Genomic DNA, 18056 nt, shown 5'->3' with positions numbered 1-18056 from the left:
GACTCATGGCAACGGCTTGACCGTGCGCATGCGACATCCTCAATTGCGCTCCATCAATCACCATGAGGGTGACGGGGCCTACACTTGATCCGAAAACATTCTGCGACCCTGCACGGTCATCGAACGAGTTTTTCGCTGGAAGATGAATTCTGGCATGAACTGAAATCCATTGCTGCCAAACGCGGCATCAGTCTGGCCGCCTTGATCGCCGAGGTCGACGACGGTCGTTCGGAAGACAACAATCTTTCCTCCGCACTCCGCCTGCATGTGCTGCGCTGGTTCAAAACCTCGCTGGCAGACTGTCTTGCCGGGCTGCCAGCCAGGCGCTGACGGTCAGCGTCCTCCCGCCCCCCATTTGCTCAGATCAGCGTGCCGCCGCATTCACGGCTGCACGCCCGGCAAACTGGGGTTTGAGGAGCGACCCGTACCCGAAGGCTGCTCCTGGAAAAGGTCGCCGGCGGGTGGCATCGTGAACGGCGCCGATGGCTGCTGGTTCTGCCTTTGGATTTCCCGTTGCCGCTCCTGCTGGAGCCGGGCTGCTTCAGCGCGCCGTGCCGCCTCCTGCCGTTCGGCTTCCTGGCTTCTGCGTTCTGCCTCCGCCGCCTCCTGGCGTGCCCGCTCCTCGGCCTCTGCCTTGACGCGTGCCGCCTCCCGTTCCACGCCACGGAACGTGTAGAGTGCGACTTCGCGGCGCAGCCGCTGCTTCTCGAGCACGCTGGCCTGCAGCGTCTCGACGCGGCGGCGTTCCTGTTCGAATGCCCGCAGTGACAGGAAGTTTGCCATTGCGGCCATATCGATCCGCCGGTCCGGCTGCTCGAGCGATCCGGAATAACCGAGCGTGACAGTCGGTTCTCCGCCCGCCACAGCCTCTTCACCCGCATCGTAACGGATCGACAGCCCGGCATCGATGCGGCCATCGACAAAGTCGAGCACGCCCTCAGCCGAGACCTGTGCGGGGCCGGCCGTTGCCGTAAAATTCTGAACCCGTGCCGCGCCGCCGGTAATCGTCATCGGAATGGTGACGGACCCGAGCCGGGTTGTCCCTTTCAGGACCTCAGTTGTCACGATCGGTTGAACCGCTGCCTCGTTGACCTCGCCCTGCAGCCTGTCGGCACCGGCAAGAATTGGCGAGAGCGCATCCGGATTGATCCCGGCAATCTCGAAATTCTTTAGGCGAATCTCGCCGGAGCCGCTGACGCCATGCATGAGTTCGTCCATGCTCTTGCCCGTCGCCTCGATGCTGACAGTGCTGTCCAGCTTGCCCGTCGCGACCGGTGTGCCGCCCTTTTGCCAGACGAGCGGTGCGAGATCGGCGTTTTCGACCTGCAGCTTTGCCTGGACGATGCCGGTCGCATCGCCGTTCGACATCATCAGCCGTCCGGACAGCTTCCCGCCCTGCCAGGTTCCGGACGCGTTGTCGAGCGTCAGACCACCGGCTTTGCTGTTCACCTTGCCCGAAAAACCGGTGATTGTTCCAAGCCCATCCGCCCGGAGCGTTTTTGCCGACAGATTGATGCCGACATCCGTCGATCCAATCAGCGGCGTGGCGAACGGCGTCTTTGATGGGGCGCCTGTCACGCCATTCTCCATCGGCCCGAATACCGCCTCGCCCATCCAGGCAAGATCGATCGTGTCGACAGACATGTCGCCGGTAACAGGCAGGCCGGGAGCGCGGCGATCGGCGGATAGCGATCCACCGACAGTGTTTCCGGCAAGATCGCCACGCAGGCCAGAGACTTTCACGGCATCTGCCGAAAGCTCGACATCAGCCGCGAGATTGACAGGCAGTCCGCTGCCGAACTGCGGCAGGCTGACACCGGTGACCAGCAGATAGGGCTCGATATCGGCGCTCTTGAGCGACACCCGCGCCCGCCCTTCGCCAAATCCGGCATTCTGGATATTCACGTCGCCGGCCATCAGCAGCGACGTCTTGGGCGTCGTGAAGCTCAGTTCGGTGGTGGCCGCGTGCTGTTCCTTTTGCTGCAATGTCAGCGCCAACCGTCCCGCGCCGTCACCATCGAAAGGCAAGGGATCGAGACCGGCTTGACCCAGCAGGACCGTCGCCTTCGGGTTGGCAAGCGATGCAGACAGCGTCATCGCGTTGCCGGCCGTGAGATCGAAGATGCCGGGCAGCTTCAGATCTGCATCGACAGTGCTGCCATTCGCCTTGCCGCGCAGCTTGATATTCGCACCGCCAAGACCGCTACCGCCGAGTGAAATATCGGCGATCAGATCTGAATCCGCATACCAGCTGCCGTTTCGGGCCAACCGGTCGAGCAACGGATGATGCGGCAGCCGATCCCGCAGCATGGTGATGAAAGACGTAGGGTCCGGTGAACGGAAACTCACCGACCCGGTCCCGCCGTAGGAAACCAGCGAGCCCTCTACCCTGCCCTTGGCGGACAAGGTGGCGCCCTCGATATCTCCGACAGTCAGCCGCTCCAGCGACAACACGCCCTCGGCCACGCTGAAAGCGGTATCGACCTTGGTTGCGACGACCCCGAGAGCCGTCAGCCGGTCGGCTTTGAGGCTTGCTGCGACCCGGTGATCCAGCACGTCCTGACCGGCATCGTCGCCGGTGACCAGCGAAGCGAGCGCGCGCATCGCGTCGATATCGATTTCGTTGCCGGCAAGCGCCATGGAAAGGCTTGGCGCCTGGCCATTCGGCGACTGGCGCTCCAGCCGACCCTTAAGCGTTGCAGGCCCTATCCCAAGTTCCAGAGCTTCGAACCTCTGAAGTTCCGGCGTGAGGTTCACCTTGGCCGAGAAGCCGGCGTTTTTCAGCTGCCTTATCGCAGGATCAACGCTGCCGGACAGCCAGTCGGCGAGACCTGACGGCTGTGTCGAGGCAACCAGCATGTCGCCGACAAAGGCGGTTCGGTTTGCAAGGTTGAGATTGCCCTTGGCCTCCAGCTGGGTGCGGCCCGGCAGGGTGGCAGTCACATTGTCGACGGCCCAGCCGCGCCCGGCCGGTCTAACGTCGAGATGGATGTCGCGGATCGTTGTGTCGTTGAAGACGATCGCCGGCAGCTTGAGGTTGACCCTTCCTGGCACCTGCGGGATCGGGATCGATGCCACCATCTGCACGAAGGCATTCAGGCGGCGCTGCGCGGACGCGGCCGGATTGCGACCGGTCTTAGCCTGGGGACCGTCGCTCAGCCGGTTGACGTCGATCTGCTGGCCATCGGCCGTCAGCAGGAATTCCGGCTTCGGCCCGGTATCGAGCGTTGCCTCGCCGGTGACGATGTAAGGGTTTTCCTTCGGACCGACTTCGACCCGGTATTGCGGAATGCGGGCGCGCTCGCCGGTCAGCTCGAAATCGCCCGAGACACGCGGACCGGGCGGCGGCGCCTTGACCGGCTCGGACTCGTCTTCTTCCTGCAGGAAGGCAAGGTTGAACTTGCCGTTGTAGCTGGGCTTGTTGTCCACTGCGGCAAGTTCGCCATCGAAATCGACCACGACCGGATGGGCATCCGGCCAGACGCGAAGCCGCAATGGAATCTGCCGTCCCTCGGCGGCGGCTTCACCGCTTGTCAGGCTGAAGCGGGCCTCCTGGCCATCCAGCACCGCATTGCCCTCGCCCCGCCATGGCCCGGCAAGCGTCCCCGCCGACAGGTCGGTGGACAGTCCGGTCATGTGGCGGACCTGGCCGTTGCGATCGTCGATGATCTCGATTTCGCCACCCATGATATGGACGTCTTCGAGAATGACGCTGCGGGCCGCAATCGTCGGGCGACTGCCGCGCAGCCATTCGAACGTGCCGTCCTTCAGGATGCGGAAACGCACCTTCGGCTTGTCGATGCGCATATCGAAAATGCGTGCCTCGCCGGAGAGAAACGGCGCGAGTTCCATATCCATCGAGAATTGCGCCACCTGCACGAGCGGCTGGCCATCGACGTCCTGGCCGACGCGCACGTCGTGCAGCGTGACCGACGGAAACGGCAGGATCCGCGCATCGACCGAGCCGTGGACGGCGACCTTCTTGCCGAGCAGACGGCTGGCCTGATCCTCGAAAGCGACGCGGAAGCTCGACCAATCGACAAAGAACGGCACCAGCAGCGCCGCAAAAAGCGCCGCCACGACCAATCCGCCCAAAGCCAACATGATGCGTCCGAGCACCGGCCTATCTCCCTGTTTCTACGGCAAGAGTAGTTCCACGCGCCGGACTGGCAAGTCAATCATTGGGGAGTGTTATTCCGCAATGCGGAAGATCTTTCCTGGATTGAAGAGGTTTTGCGGATCAAAGCCTTTCTTGATCGACCGCATCAGCTCGACGGCGCCGCCCAGTTCCTCGTCGAGATAGGACATCTTGCCCTGCCCGACGCCGTGTTCGCCGGTGCAGGTTCCATCCATTGCCAGCGCCCGGCGGCTGAGGCGTCCCGTAAAAGCCTCGACATTGGCAACGGAAGCCGGATCCTTGTCGTCGAACAGCACGAGAACATGGAAATTGCCATCGCCCGCATGGCCGACGATCGGGGCCAGAAGCCCCGTTTCACGAATATCGGCCTGGGTCTCGGCCACGCACTCTGCCAGTCGCGAGATCGGCACGCAGACATCGGTGGACAGACCGTTGAGTGAAGGATCGAGCGCGCGGCCGGCCCAGTAGGCATTGTGGCGGGCGTTCCACAGCTTCGTGCGCTCCTCGGCGTTGGCAGTCCAATGGAACTCGTCGCCACCACAATCGGACGCGACCTCGGCGAACTGTTCCGACTGGATGCGAACCGTCTCCTCGGTGCCGTGGAATTCGAGAAACAATGTCGGCTTTTCCGCGTAGGATAAGCCCGAATAGGCATTGCAGGCGCGGATCTGCACGTCGTCCAAGAGTTCGATACGGGCAACCGGAATGCCCATCTGAATGGTCATGATGACGGCATCGCAGGCAGCCTCGACGCTCGGGAAGGCGCAGACGCCACCGCCGATCTTCTCCGGAATGCCCTGAAGCTTCAGCGTCACCGACGTGATCACGCCGAGCGTCCCTTCGGAGCCCACGAAAAGCCGGGTCAGATCGTAGCCGGCCGAGGATTTGCGGGCACGACGCGCGGTGCGGATCTCTTCGCCATCGGCGGTCACCACGGTCAGTGCCAGGACATTGTCCTTCATCGTGCCATAACGTACGGCGTTGGTTCCGGACGCACGCGTCGACGCCATGCCGCCGATCGTTGCGTTGGCGCCGGGATCGATCGGGAAGAACAGGCCGGTATCGCGCAATTCGCGGTTCAGCTCCTCACGTGTCATCCCCGGCTCCACGGTGACGTCGAGATCTTCAGGGCTGATGCGAAGGACCTTGTTCATGCGGCTGAAATCGATCGAAATGCCGCCGGACGGCGCATTGACCTGACCTTCGAGCGAGGAACCAACGCCAAACGGGATCATCGGAACCCGGTGTTCGGAGCAAGCCTTCACCACGGTCTTCACATCGTCGCTCGTCTCGACGAACACGACGCCATCGGGAAGCTGGCCCGGAAGATAGGTGGTCGTGTGTGCATGCTGTTCGCGGAACGACTGGCCGGTCTGGAACCGCTCGCCGAAGGCCTGTTTCAAGATCCCGAGGACCGCGGCAATGCCCTCCTCGTTCCGTTGGCCTGCCTTCACGTCGCGAATTGCCATGCTACGTCTCCTCAAGATGCTACGGCTTGGTTAGGAGACACGGCAAGGTTTGTCCAGAACGAACAACCCCCCATCGGTACGGTGGGCCTATCGCGCGAAGCGGCGAGCCCCGGCGACACAGAGGATGACGGCCAGCGTCACAACGATCATCATCGGGCTGATGCTTTCACCGAGCAGCAGGGCGGCAAGCACGAGGCCGAAGAATGGCTGCGTCAGTTGCAGCTGCCCCACTGCAGCAATGCCGCCCTGCGCCAGCCCGCGGTACCAGAAGATGAAACCGATCAGCATGCTGAAGAGTGAGACATAGCCGAGGCCAAGCCATGCCGGCATGCGGATTGCTGAGAAATCCGGCGGCAGCTGCGTAAGCGTGATGACGACCATCACCGGCAGAGATAGAACAAGCGCCCAGCAGATCACCTGCCACCCCCCGAGCGTCCGCGACAGGCGGCCACCCTCCGCATAACCGAGGCCGCAGACAAGAACCGCGGCAAGCATCATGCCGTCGCCATAGGGTGACGCCATCACACCCTGCGACAGCGCAAAACCGGCAACGCAAGCGCTCCCGGCAATCGCGAAGATCCAGAATGCCCGCCTGGGTCTCTCGCCACCGCGCAGAACAGCAAAGCATGCCGTCGCGAGCGGCAACAGAGCGATGAAGACGATGGAATGGGCCGATGTCACGTGCTGGAGTGCCAGCGCAGTGAGAAGCGGAAAACCCACCACGACGCCGAGCGCGATGACCACAAGAGACACGAGGTCGCGGCGCGACGGCCATTTCTCCCGGAAAACAAGGAGAATGCAGAGCGCGAGGATGCCGGCAATCGCGGCACGGGCAACGGTTAGAAAAACCGGATCGAACTGCGTGACGGCAACCCTTGTCGCCGGCAGCGAGCCGCTGAAGATGATCACGCCGATCATGCCGTTGATCCAACCTGAAAGAGAACGATCCATAAGCCTTTAAACCCCCTGCCGAAATCCTTCGACGCTTATGCGCGCAAGCCTCTGGCAGAGACAGCTACACTCAGGTACGATTTGACAAAACTGTAATGGTGCATGAGGCAGTACGGATGGATCTGGGGACGCAAGGTGGGCAGAAGGTCGCCATGGTCGTTTCGACCATCCGGCAACGGATTTCCGGGCGCAGCCTCGTGCCCGGAGCAAAGCTTCCCTCCGTGCGAAGCCTCGCGGCAACTCTTAAAGTCTCCACCTCCACCGTCGTCGATGCCTACGACCGGCTGACGGCAGAGGGCGTGATCACCTCCCGCCCCGGCTCCGGTTTCTACGTTGCCAGCCAGACGGCACCGTTGTCGCTCGCGCAGATCGGTCCGAAGCTCGACCGCGCCGTTGATCCCCTGTGGGTGTCACGGCAATCGCTCGATGTCCGGCGCGATGGCCTGACGCCGGGTTGCGGATGGCTACCGCCATCCTGGTTGCCGGACGAGACCTTGCGGCGATCGCTTCGCACGCTTTCCCGCGGCGATACGGCAACGCTCACGGACTATGGTTCACCGCTCGGCCTGATGCCGCTTCGAAGCCTAATTGCGCGGCGAATGGGAGAGCGCGGGATCGAGACGTCACCCGACCAGATCGTGCTGACCGATTCCGGCACCCAGGCGATCGACCTTCTCTGCCGGTTCCTGATCGAGCCCGGAGACACCGTCCTCGTGGACGACCCCTGCTACTTCAATTTCCAGGCGATCCTGCGCGCCCATCGCGCCCGGATCGTCGGCGTGCCCTATACGCCGAACGGGCCGGATCTAGAGGCGCTGGCAAACGTCCTCACTGAGCACCGCCCTCGCCTCTACATCACCAATTCGGCGGTCCACAATCCGACCGGGGCAACGCTTAGTCCCGTCACCGCGCATCGCGTCCTGAAGCTTGCCGAACAGTTCGGCCTGACGATCGTCGAGGACGATATCTTTGCGGATTTCGAGCATACGCCGGCCCCAAGGCTGGCAGCCTTCGACGGTCTGGAACGGGTCATTCATATCGGCAGCTTTTCGAAAACGCTGTCCGCTTCGGTCCGCTGCGGGTTCATTGCCACGAAGCGGGACTGGATCGAGGGTCTGACGGACCTGAAGATTGCGACCTCGTTCGGCGGGCCGTCGCTTGCGTCCGAACTGGTCTATCAGGCACTGAGCGATGCCAGCTACCGCAAGCATCTGGACACGATCAGGGGGCGGCTTGCCGGCGCAAGGGTCGAGGTATCGGGACGGCTGAAGGCGATCGGAATCGTTCCGTGGATCGAGCCGCAGGCCGGCATGTTTCTGTGGTGCCGATTGCCCGACGGTCTCGATTCCGCCGACGTCGCGCGGGCGGCATTGAAGAACAACATCGTGCTCGCCCCGGGCAATGTCTTCAGCCCGTCGCAATCAGCGACGAGTTCCATGCGCTTCAACGTGTCGCAATCGCTCGATGGACGGATCTACGACGTCCTGAAGCAGATTTTCGCCGACATGCGGAACCCCGAAACCGTTGCCTGAAGGCAAGCCCTTACTCGGCTGCCATCAGCTGCTGCTCTTTCGTATCGTTGGCGCGTCCCTTGCGGGCGCTTTCCAGCTCGTCCTGCAGCCGCTGTTCCTCGTGCACCTGTGGCTTGGAGAAGCGGGCGATCAACAAGTATGCGACGGGGGTGATGTAGAGCGTCACCATGGTTGCCATGCCGAGGCCACCGACGATCACCCAGCCGAGCGCGATACGGGCTTCGGCACCGGCGCCCTTGGCAAGAACCAGAGGCACGCCGCCGATCACGGTGGCGATCATCGTCATCATCACCGGTCGAAGACGGATCGCGCACGCCCGCTCGATCGCCTCGCGGCAGGACGCGCCCTCGTTGCGCAGATGGTTGGCGAACTCGACAATCAGAATGCCGTTTTTCGCCATGACCCCGACAAGCAGCACAAGCCCGATCTGGCTGTAGACGTTGAGACTGGAGCCGGTCAGAACCAAGGCGAAGGCAGCGCAGGCAAGTCCCAGCGGCACCGTGGACATGATGATGATCGAGGACAGGACACTTTCGAACTGCGCCGCAAGCACCAGGAAGATGATGGCGATCGCAAAGCCGAATGTCAGCGCCATGCCGCTCGAGTTTTCCTTGAGTGTCGCAGCCTCTGCCAACGGTATCAGACGTGATCCAGCTGGCAGGAGCGGCTGCGCAAGCTCGGTCGCCGCCTGGACCGCCTGACCGAGCGAGACACCGTCCTTGAGGCTGGCCGAGAAGGAGACTGCCGCAAGCCGCTGTTCGCGGTTGAGCCTCGGCGCCACGGCCCGTTCCTCGAGCGTCGCGACGGTGGAGAGCGGCACCATGCGGCCATCCTTGGCCTTCAGAAAAATGTTCTCGAGATCCGTCGGGTCATCGATCGGACGCGTCGTCGATGTCAGCTTGACCGGCGTCGCCTCGCCGTCGACAAACACGTCCACCACAGATCGGCCTTCGAGAAGAGACTGCAGCGACGTGCCGAGATTGGTGATGTCGATTCCGAGATCCGATGCCCGCTCACGGTTCACCGACACGAAGATCTGGGCCTGCGTCGGCTCGTTGTTGAGACGCGGCGTATCGAACAATCCGCTCGCGCGAAGCTGGTCCACCAGTTTCAGTGCGGCGGCCGTCAGCTCTTCATGATTGGTGCCGACCATCGCCATCTGCAACCCGTTGCCGGCACCGCGGATACGCAGACTGTTCTGCTGCGTCGCGAAGGCGCGAAGCGAGGGCACGGTCGCGGTGGCCGCGTTGATATCGCGCACGATATCGGCCTGGCTGCGCTCCCGCTCGGACCAAGGTGCAAGCGTCAGAACCATGAAACCGTTATTGGTGGCGCCACCCTGCCCCGAGATCGAATAGATGTTCTGGATCTCGCCGGACGCCACGAGCGGCTGCAGTTTTTCTTCGATCTGCTGCAGCTTGTCGCGCATATATTGCAGGCTGATGCCTTCGGGCGCCGTCGCCCGCAGCATGACCATGGCCCGGTCTTCCGGCGGGGTCAGTTCGCTCTTGACCGTCTTGAAGGCCATATAGCCGGCACCGCCGAACAGCAGCGCGAAGACGATGACGATCGCCGGCGCGCCAAGGCAGGCATGCAGCGTCACCCGGTAGAAATTGGCAAACAGCGTTCCGAACCGGCCAAGCAGGCCGTCGTTCTTTTCCTGTATCGGCTTGGTCAGCATGCGCGACGCAAGCATCGGGCAAAGCGTCAGCGCCGTGACCGAAGACAGCGCGACGGCAAACGCCAGAACGAAACCGAACTCGCGGAACAGGCCACCCATCTGGCCGGGCAGAAACGACAGCGGAATAAATACGGCGGCAAGCGTCGCGGTCGTCGCCAGCACTGCGAAGAAAACCTCCTGGGTGCCGATCACGGCTGCCGCGCGCGGACCCATGCCTTCCGATCGTCGTCGCACGATGTTTTCAAGAACGACGATCGCGTCATCCACCACAAGGCCGGTCGCAAGAACGATTGCAAGAAGCGTCAGAATATTGATCGAGAACCCGACGGCATAGATTGCGACCAGCGTACCGATCAGCGCCACCGGCATGGTGAGCGCCGGGATCAGCGTCGCCTTCCAGTCGCGCAGGAAGAGATAGATGACGGCAATGACGATCGTGCCCGAGAGCGCCAGCGCGATCTCGACCTCGTGCAGCGCGCCTTCGATGAAGACCGCATCGTCACTGGTGATGGCAATGCGCGTGCCCTCGGGCAACGTCTTCTGGAGATCGGCGACGGCGGCCCGCACACCTTCCGAAATGCTGAGCGTGTTCGATTGCGCCTGGCGCAGCACGCCGAGACCAACGCCCGGAACGCCGTTCGATCGCAGCGCAGTCGTGCCGTCGTCCGGCCCAAGCATCACTGTCGCGACATCGCGCAGCCGGACATTGTTGCCCAGCATGACGTTTTCGAAGTCTTCGGGCTTGGTCAGGCTCGCCGTCGCGCGCACGACAATGTCCTGCGTCGAGGATTCCAGCGAACCGGCGGGCACGTCGAGCGCAGCCGTCGATAGCGCCTCGGAGAGATCTGCAATCGTCAGCCCACGACTGGCAAGCGCCGTCTGGTTCACGTCGACGCGGAAGACCTTTTCCTGATCGCCGTAGAGTTCCACGTCAGCGACGCCGTCAACCGACGCAAGCCGGTCGGACACCTCGTTATCGACGAGAAGCGTCAGGTCTTCCATGGAGAGCGTGTTCGAGGTGACCGCAAGCCGCATGATCGGCTGACTGTCGGAATCGGCCTTGATGATGCGCGGTTCGTCCACGTCGTCAGGCAACTGGCCGGTGACACGACCAAGCGCATCGCGCACGTCGTTGGCGGCCACCGCAAGATCGGCGGTGTCGTTGAATTCCAGCGTGACACGGCTCTGGCCGAACTGCGATTCCGACGAAACGGCCTTGAGGCCGGCGACCCGGGCAACCGCGCCCTCGATGATATCGGTCACTTCCTGGTCCATGGTTTGGGCAGAAGCGCCGTCATAGGTGGTGCGGATGGTGATGACCGGCTGGTCCACATCCGGCAACTCGCGCACCTCGACGCCGGCAAGAGCGGCAAGGCCTGCGACGACAAGAAGCGTGTTGAGAACCGCGGCAAGGACCGGCCGCCGCACAAAGAGCGCGGTAAAGCTGTTCTGCTTTCCGGAAGACTGGCCGGCCGACCCGTTGTTATTGGCGTTACCGCTGTGGCTGCTGCTCATCGGCTGGCGACCTCCGGCGGCTTTTCACCGGCAATGCGGACGGCACCATTTTCCCGGACCCGTTGCAACCCTTCGGTTGCCACGACATCGCCATCCTTCAGATTGGCCGAGACGAGGATCGCATCGGGATTGCGCTGGATGACCCTTACCCGCTCCTTGACCGATTTGTGATCGACGATATGCCAGACGAACGAGCCTTTCGCATCCCACTGGACTGCAAGCGGATCGACGCTTGGAAATGTCTCGCCCGGAAACCGCATCGTCACGCCGAAAGACATGCCGGCGCGGAGTTCGTCATCAACATTGGGAATTCTGGCACGAATGCGGATCGTACGGCTTGCCGGATCGACCCTGTTGTCGACGGCCTCGACCGAACCCTCGAAGGTGCGGCCTGGACGCGAGACGGAGGCGGCCTCGACCGGCATGCCAGGCTTGACCTGGACCGCGAAACGCTCTGGCGCCCAGAAATCCACCAGCAGCTCGGTACGGTTGTCGATCGTCACGATATTGCTCGCGGTCGTGACGTTGTCACCGATATTGACCGCGACGATGCCGACGATCCCATCGATTGGCGCAACGACCGAGCGACGCTTCAGCGCCAATTCGGCGTTGGTGACCGTCAGCTGCGCCGTTTCGGACGCAATCTGCGCGTCGAGCACGTCGAGACGGGAAAAGCTCTTGAGGTTCCGGTAAGTATCGGATTTCTCACGCGCACTGCGCAACACCACCTGCGCCTGATCGCGCAGGATGATCTGCTCGTCGTCATCGAGCTGCGCAAGAATCTGGCCCTTTATGACCATGTCGCCGGATTTGACGAGGATCTCGTTTACGGTGCCCGTCGCCTGCGGCATCACGATAACCGACTGGATCGCCTCGCCGTCACCGATCGCCGACAGTCTGTCATTGACCACACCGGTTCCGACGGGTCTGGTTGCAACCAACACCACCTGGCTCTCACCGCCGCCCCGCTGCCCGCCGCGCGATGACGAAGCCGGTGCGCCCGCAACCGTTGCGGCCGCCGGCTCGGCGACATCAGGATTGATGGAAGTCACCATGCCTGCGGGAACGCCCATCGAAATCAGTGACCGCCCGGCATCTGCCGACAGGTAGACCCAGAGACAGAGCCCTCCGAGCAGTACCGCAACCGACATCAGAAGCTGGTTCCAGATCCGCATTCATTCCTCGCAAGTCTATCGATAAGTGGTGCAAGTATCCCCGTTTCGCGCCCAACTGGCAAGGTCGAGGAACCTACCTTACTGTTTTGTAACATCACGCGATTTCACGGATGTGTCAGAGCTTCAACGACACGGATCCGGACGATTCCTAGGGGAAACATAGGAATGAAAAGAGAACATCGGCTGGTCTTTCGAGCCCGAATCACTACATTGGCCGGATGAGTAACAGTTACGACGACATCCCTTTCTTCGATGAGGAGCCGGAGCCCGCCCCCCGCAAGGCGCGAGGCGAAGACCAATCGGACCAGCGCCCGGTGCCGGCATCGGCTGGCAACCAAGGTTCTGCTCCTGTTCCTGCTGGTGGTTCCGGTGGTTTGGGGATCGCGGCGCGGGCCATGGCGGCGCGCGGTGGCAACCGGCCCTCACCCGACTATATGACGGGCCTTAACCCGGAACAGCGCGAAGCGGTCGAGACCTTGGATGGTCCCGTTCTGGTTCTGGCCGGCGCCGGAACCGGCAAGACCCGCGTGCTGACCACCCGCATCGCCCACCTGCTGGAGACCGGCCGCGCCTATCCGAGCCAGATTCTCGCCGTGACCTTTACCAACAAGGCTGCGCGCGAGATGAAGGAGCGCATCGGCGTTCTCGTCGGCGGCGCCGTCGAAGGCATGCCGTGGCTCGGCACGTTTCACTCGATCGGCGTCAAACTGCTGCGGCGCCATTCGGAGCTGGTCGGCCTGCGATCCGATTTCACCATCTTAGACACCGACGACGTCGTGCGCCTGATCAAGCAGCTCATCCAGGCGGAAGGTCTGGACGACAAGCGCTGGCCGGCCAAGCAGTTCGCCGGCATGATCGATGGCTGGAAGAACAAGGGCCTGTTGCCGCCCGACATTCCGGAAGGCGACGCCCGAGCTTTTGCCAACGGCAAGGGCCGCGAACTCTATGCCGCCTATCAGGCCCGCCTGCGCACGCTCAACGCCTGCGATTTCGGCGACCTTTTGCTGCACCCGATCGCCCTGTTCCGCAAGGCACCGGATCTGCTCAAGGAGTATCACCAGCGGTTCCGCTATATCCTCGTCGACGAGTATCAGGACACCAATACGGCCCAGTATATGTGGCTGCGTCTCCTCGCCCAGCGTCCGAAGGATGTGCCGCAGAACGTCTGCTGCGTCGGCGACGACGACCAGTCGATCTATGGTTGGCGCGGTGCCGAAGTGGAAAACATTCTTCGCTTCGACAAGGATTTCCCGGGCGCCAAGGTCATCAAGCTTGAGCGCAACTACCGCTCGACAGAGCACATCCTCGGCGCTGCCGGCCATCTGATCGCCCATAACGAAGGACGCCTCGGCAAGACGCTGTTCACCGACCGGGTCGATCCCGAAGATGAAAAGGTCATCGTCCACGCCGCCTGGGATAGCGAAGAGGAAGCCCGTGCCGTCGGTGAGGAGATCGAGCGGCTGCAGCGCGGCGATGGTCGCAGCGATGCCAAGAAACACGCGCTGAACGACATGGCGATCCTGGTGCGCGCCTCGTTTCAGATGCGCGAGTTCGAAGACCGGTTCGTGACGCTCGGGCTCAACTACCGCGTCATCGGCGGCCCGCGCTTTTACGAGCGGCTCGAGATCCGCGATGCGATGGCCTATTTCCGCATGGTCTGCCAGCCGGCCGACGACCTTGCCTTTGAGCGCATCGTCAACACACCAAAGCGCGGCCTCGGCGACACGACCATACGCTACCTGCATGACAGCGCCCGCGCCCGCGATGTGCCCATGCTTCAGGCCGCAAGCGAAATGATCGAGACCGACGAGCTGAAGCCGAAGGCCCGCAAGGCCCTGTTCGATGTCGTGCAGAATTTCCGCAACTGGCAGGCACGTCTCGAAACCGTGCCGCATACGGAACTGGCCGAGCAGATCCTCGAAGAGTCGGGCTATACCGACATGTGGAAGAACGACAAGACCGCCGAAGCGCCGGGGCGGCTGGAAAACCTCAAGGAACTGATCCGCTCGATGGAGCAGTTCGAGAGCATGCGCGGCTTCCTAGAGCACGTCTCGCTCGTCATGGATGCCGAGACCAACGAGAACCTCGATGCCGTCTCGATCATGACGCTCCACTCGGCCAAGGGTCTGGAATTCGAGACCGTGTTCCTGCCCGGCTGGGAGGAAGGCCTGTTCCCGCACCAGCGCGCGCTGGACGAAGGCGGCCGCTCCGGGCTGGAGGAGGAACGCCGCCTCGCCTATGTCGGCATCACCCGCGCGAAACGCCGCTGCCATATCTGGTTCGTCTCGAACCGGCGTATTCACGGCCTGTGGCAATCCACAATGCCCTCGCGCTTTCTTGATGAACTGCCGCCGAGCCATGTCGATGTCGCGGCATCGGAATCCTCAAGCTTCGGTGGCTATGGCGGCCGCGGCGGCTACGGCCAGTCGCGCTTCGACAAGGCGGATGCCTTCGCCGGCAACTCCTATTCGACGCCCGGCTGGAAACGCGCCCAGGCCAACAAGACAGATGCCACCCGCGACAACTGGGGCAGCCGCTCCGGCCACGCCGTGGAACGCATCGGCTACGGCGAAAGCGGCCCCCGCGGCCGCACGATCGACGGCGAGCTGGTCGCCAAATCGACAACCGACACGCCGTCGAAATTCACCACCGGTGACCGGGTCTTCCACATCAAGTTCGGCAACGGCAATATCACCGCGATCGAAGGCAACAAGCTGACGATCGAGTTCGACAAGGCAGGGCAAAAGCGGGTGCTGGACGGGTTCGTGGAGAAGGCGGGCTGACGAGACGTCTACTCACTCGCAAACGAGGGTCGTGACCATGATGAGGGCTTTAGAATTCGATGAATGACATCTCCCTCAGCAACAGCGACGTCGTCGAACTCACCGCATGGCGCCGCCGGCTTCACACCATGCCGGAAGTGTCCGGGGAGGAAGTGCAGACGGCGCGCGAGGTTGTACGGTTCCTGTCGGAGACCGGTCCGGACGAGATCGTCGAAGGTATTGGCGGCACCGGCGTCGCGGTCGTCTACGACAGTGGCGGGCCCGGAATAACGGTGATGCTGCGCGCGGAACTCGATGCTCTTCCGATCGAGGAACTCGGCGACCCCGAGCACAAGTCGAAGGTATCGGGAAAAAGCCATATGTGCGGCCATGACGGGCATATGGCAACGCTTGCTGCGGTCGGCCGTGCGCTCGGACGTCGACGTCCCGCCAAGGGTCGTGTCGTTCTCCTGTTCCAGCCGGCGGAGGAAACCGGCGCCGGGGCGGCAGCGGTCCTTGCCGACGACAAGTTTCGGGACCTGACGCCCGATATCAGCCTGTCCCTGCACAACATGCCGGGCATCCCGCTCGGCCACGTTCATCTGAAGGACGGCCCGACCAATTGCGCGTCGCGCGGCATGAAGATCATCCTGACCGGCAAGACTGCCCACGCGGCATGGCCAGAGACCGGGATCTCGCCGGTTTCGGCCGTGGCCAGGCTGCTGCCAGCCCTGAGCGGTATTTTGGCAGGCTCTGTCGAAAACGACGACCTCGTGCGAGCGACCGTGACCCACGTGACGATCGGTGAACCCGCGGCGGGCATTTCACCGGCGCATGGCGAGATCTGGGTGACGTTGCGCACCTCGACGGATGATCAAATGTCCGCTCTTGTCGAACAGGCGGAGACAATGGCGAGAGACGCGGCTGCGGCGGATGGGTTGGCCCTGACCGTGTCCTATCAGGATGTGTTCGGCCACTGCATCAACGATCCCGCTGCAGCCGACATCCTGAGGGCCGCCATGGATGCCGAGGGCGTGCCGCATGTCGCTGGGCAAGCCTATCGCGCCTCGGAGGATTTCGGTCGCTTCGCTAAGGTCTCGAAATCGGCCATGCTGTTTCTCGGCGCCGGCGAAAGCCACCCTGCCCTGCACAACCCGACTTATGATTATCCCGACGATCTGATTGCGATCGGCGCGCGCATCTTCCTGGCCGCAACGCGGCAGGTGCTGGGCTGACAACGAAAAACGGAGCCTAAAAGGCTCCGTTTGTTTTGAGTTTGATCAGGCGTCCTTGTTGCCGAACAGCTTTGCTATGATGCCGCCGCCGCTTGGGCCGGCGCCGGGGCGCTTGCCATCCCACTTCGGCACGATGATCATGTGGGTGATTTCGCCGCGCTGGAAGGCCTTCAGGAACTTGTCGTAGTCGGCGAACGCTACGCAACCGTGGCTGTCGCCGCGAACGCGAAGCAGGAAGCTGTGGGCGAGAAGACCCGTGCGGCCCTGAGGCGCCTTGCCGTCGGTCGGTGTCAGTCGGATTGCCGCAACACCGTGAAACAGCGATTCGCGCATCGAGAGCTTGTAGGTGCCCGGAGGTGTCGGGCCGCGCATCTTCACATGCGTGAACTTCGGGTTGTCGCGCATGCTGCCGATGCCGGAATGGGCTTCGAGCTTGCTGCCATTCGGCATGATGACCACGCCGTTGGTGATGTCGTAGATCGCAACCTTGGTCCCGATACCAGGCCACTTCGGCGAACCCTGCGACGGAGCGAGAGGCTCTTCGCGCATCGGGTTGTTCGGCTTGGCAAAGGCAAGCACGGTTGGCTTGTCGTTATCGTTGTCGCCACGGCCAGGCTTTTGCGGTGCGACGGCTGCGATTGCGGCAAGTGCATTCGGCTTTTCAGGCTTGACGGAAGCGACGGCCATGGAAGCGCTGGTGGTGGCCGCACCGGGACGCAGGACGGGCAGTGGTCCGGCTTTCGGCAGCGCCTGGGCGAGAGATGTCGGCGCAGGTGAAGGCAGCGGCGTCGCCTGTTCGGCAATCGCCACCGTATCCTCCGACGTGCTTTCCGGCAGATCGCTTTCGAGCGACGCCAGTTCCACCGGCTTCATCGTGTCGAGTTCCGCCACCTCTGTCGCCGGCTGAACTTCCTGGAGAATGTCGGGCATTGCGCCCAGAGCTTCGCTACCGCGTGGCGCTACGACCACAAGACTTTCCATGGCAGAACCGAGGGCGGACTTGATCTGGTCGGAACCGGGCCGCAGCTTGCCAAGGGCCGCAAACTGCTGTTCGGTTTCGGCGTGACGGGCAGCCTTTGCCATCGCGAGATGCATCGACTGACGAACGCTTGCGTCATCCGGACGCTGGGACGAGAGAGCAGCAAGCTGCGCTCCTTCCAGACGACCGCGCTTCGGCTCGGCCGGCGCGCTGCCTGGAAGGCGGGAGAATTTCGAAACATCGAGATTGCGGTCCGCAGTGCGCGCCGATGCAGCCACGAGATGCTCGCGCGCCGTTGGTGGCGCAAGCAGGGCCGTTTCGAACCTGATGCTGGGGGCAGACTTGACCGAGGTCGCGACCGTGACCATCGAGGCACCAACCAGCGCCGCCACGGTAAAGCCGACGCCAAGCGCCATATTCGTCATGAGTGAGCGGGACTTCTTGCGGCGCGCCTGCGCCGAGGATGCTTTTGATGCCGCTTTGCGACCGTTCTGCTTCGAAGCTTTGGATTCCAACTGACGCGCCATTACTCGTTACCCGAACCGTTACTCACACCGGCAAGGCCTGCTTTCGCAGTCTTGCCCGCAAGATCAAAGCGGACTGAGAAAGCAGACAGGAT

At 62.7% G+C, this 18056-nt stretch carries 10 protein-coding genes; 4 read left to right on the top strand and 6 right to left on the bottom strand.

All coding sequences use genetic code 11. The features are described from left to right. Positions 1-84: 84 nt before the first annotated feature. Entirely contained in the window at positions 85-330 is a 246-nt protein-coding gene (locus tag IFT59_RS06110; protein ID WP_062456265.1) for a ribbon-helix-helix domain-containing protein, read from the top strand. 51 nt (positions 331-381) lie between these two features. Here IFT59_RS06110 and IFT59_RS06105 read toward each other — a convergent pair whose 3' ends face one another. The 3 genes from IFT59_RS06105 to IFT59_RS06095 form a co-directional block, all read right to left on the bottom strand. After that, entirely contained in the window at positions 382-4119 is a 3738-nt protein-coding gene (locus tag IFT59_RS06105; protein ID WP_192086354.1) for an AsmA family protein, read from the bottom strand. Between the two features lie 72 nt (positions 4120-4191). Then, a complete protein-coding gene (locus IFT59_RS06100; protein ID WP_192086353.1) occupies positions 4192-5607 on the bottom strand; it encodes an FAD-binding oxidoreductase in 1416 nt (471 codons plus the stop codon). An 87-nt stretch (positions 5608-5694) separates the two neighbouring features. After that, the gene (locus tag IFT59_RS06095) at positions 5695-6558 is read right to left on the bottom strand and encodes a DMT family transporter (RefSeq protein WP_062456257.1); all 864 of its coding nucleotides are present in this window, start codon (positions 6556-6558) and stop codon (positions 5695-5697) included. A gap of 95 nt (positions 6559-6653) precedes the next feature. On the opposite strand from IFT59_RS06095, the gene IFT59_RS06090 reads away from it, so the two are divergent. Next, positions 6654-8090 carry an aminotransferase-like domain-containing protein gene (locus tag IFT59_RS06090; RefSeq protein WP_192086352.1) on the top strand — a complete coding sequence of 479 codons (1437 nt, stop codon included), beginning with the start codon at positions 6654-6656 and terminating at the stop codon, positions 8088-8090. 10 nt (positions 8091-8100) lie between these two features. Here the strand turns inward: IFT59_RS06090 and IFT59_RS06085 are convergent, their stop codons facing one another. Both IFT59_RS06085 and IFT59_RS06080 read right to left on the bottom strand, forming a co-directional pair. After that, positions 8101-11286, bottom strand: a complete 3186-nt coding sequence (locus tag IFT59_RS06085) for an efflux RND transporter permease subunit (protein WP_192086351.1) — start codon at positions 11284-11286, stop codon at positions 8101-8103. Continuing rightward, positions 11283-12461, bottom strand: a complete 1179-nt coding sequence (locus tag IFT59_RS06080) for an efflux RND transporter periplasmic adaptor subunit (RefSeq protein ID WP_192086350.1) — start codon at positions 12459-12461, stop codon at positions 11283-11285. Before IFT59_RS06080 ends, IFT59_RS06085 begins: the two co-directional genes overlap by 4 nt. Before the next feature lie 218 nt (positions 12462-12679). On the opposite strand from IFT59_RS06080, the gene IFT59_RS06075 reads away from it, so the two are divergent. Together IFT59_RS06075 and IFT59_RS06070 are read left to right on the top strand one after the other, a co-directional pair. After that, positions 12680-15244: an ATP-dependent helicase gene (locus IFT59_RS06075; protein ID WP_062581065.1), complete on the top strand. Its 2565-nt coding sequence runs from the start codon at positions 12680-12682 to the stop codon at positions 15242-15244. 68 nt (positions 15245-15312) lie between these two features. Continuing rightward, positions 15313-16458 (top strand): amidohydrolase, encoded by a 1146-nt coding sequence (locus IFT59_RS06070; protein WP_192087114.1) that lies wholly within the window; start codon positions 15313-15315, stop codon positions 16456-16458. Between the two features lie 45 nt (positions 16459-16503). Here the strand turns inward: IFT59_RS06070 and IFT59_RS06065 are convergent, their stop codons facing one another. After that, positions 16504-17862, bottom strand: a complete 1359-nt coding sequence (locus tag IFT59_RS06065; protein ID WP_192086349.1) for a DUF2778 domain-containing protein — start codon at positions 17860-17862, stop codon at positions 16504-16506. Positions 17863-18056 lie beyond the last annotated feature (194 nt).

It is taken from the genome of Rhizobium sp. CFBP 8752, assembly GCF_014842035.1.
In the GTDB taxonomy this organism is placed as follows: Bacteria; Pseudomonadota; Alphaproteobacteria; order Rhizobiales; family Rhizobiaceae; genus Neorhizobium; species Neorhizobium soli.
This window is presented reverse-complemented; position numbering and strand designations above follow the sequence as displayed.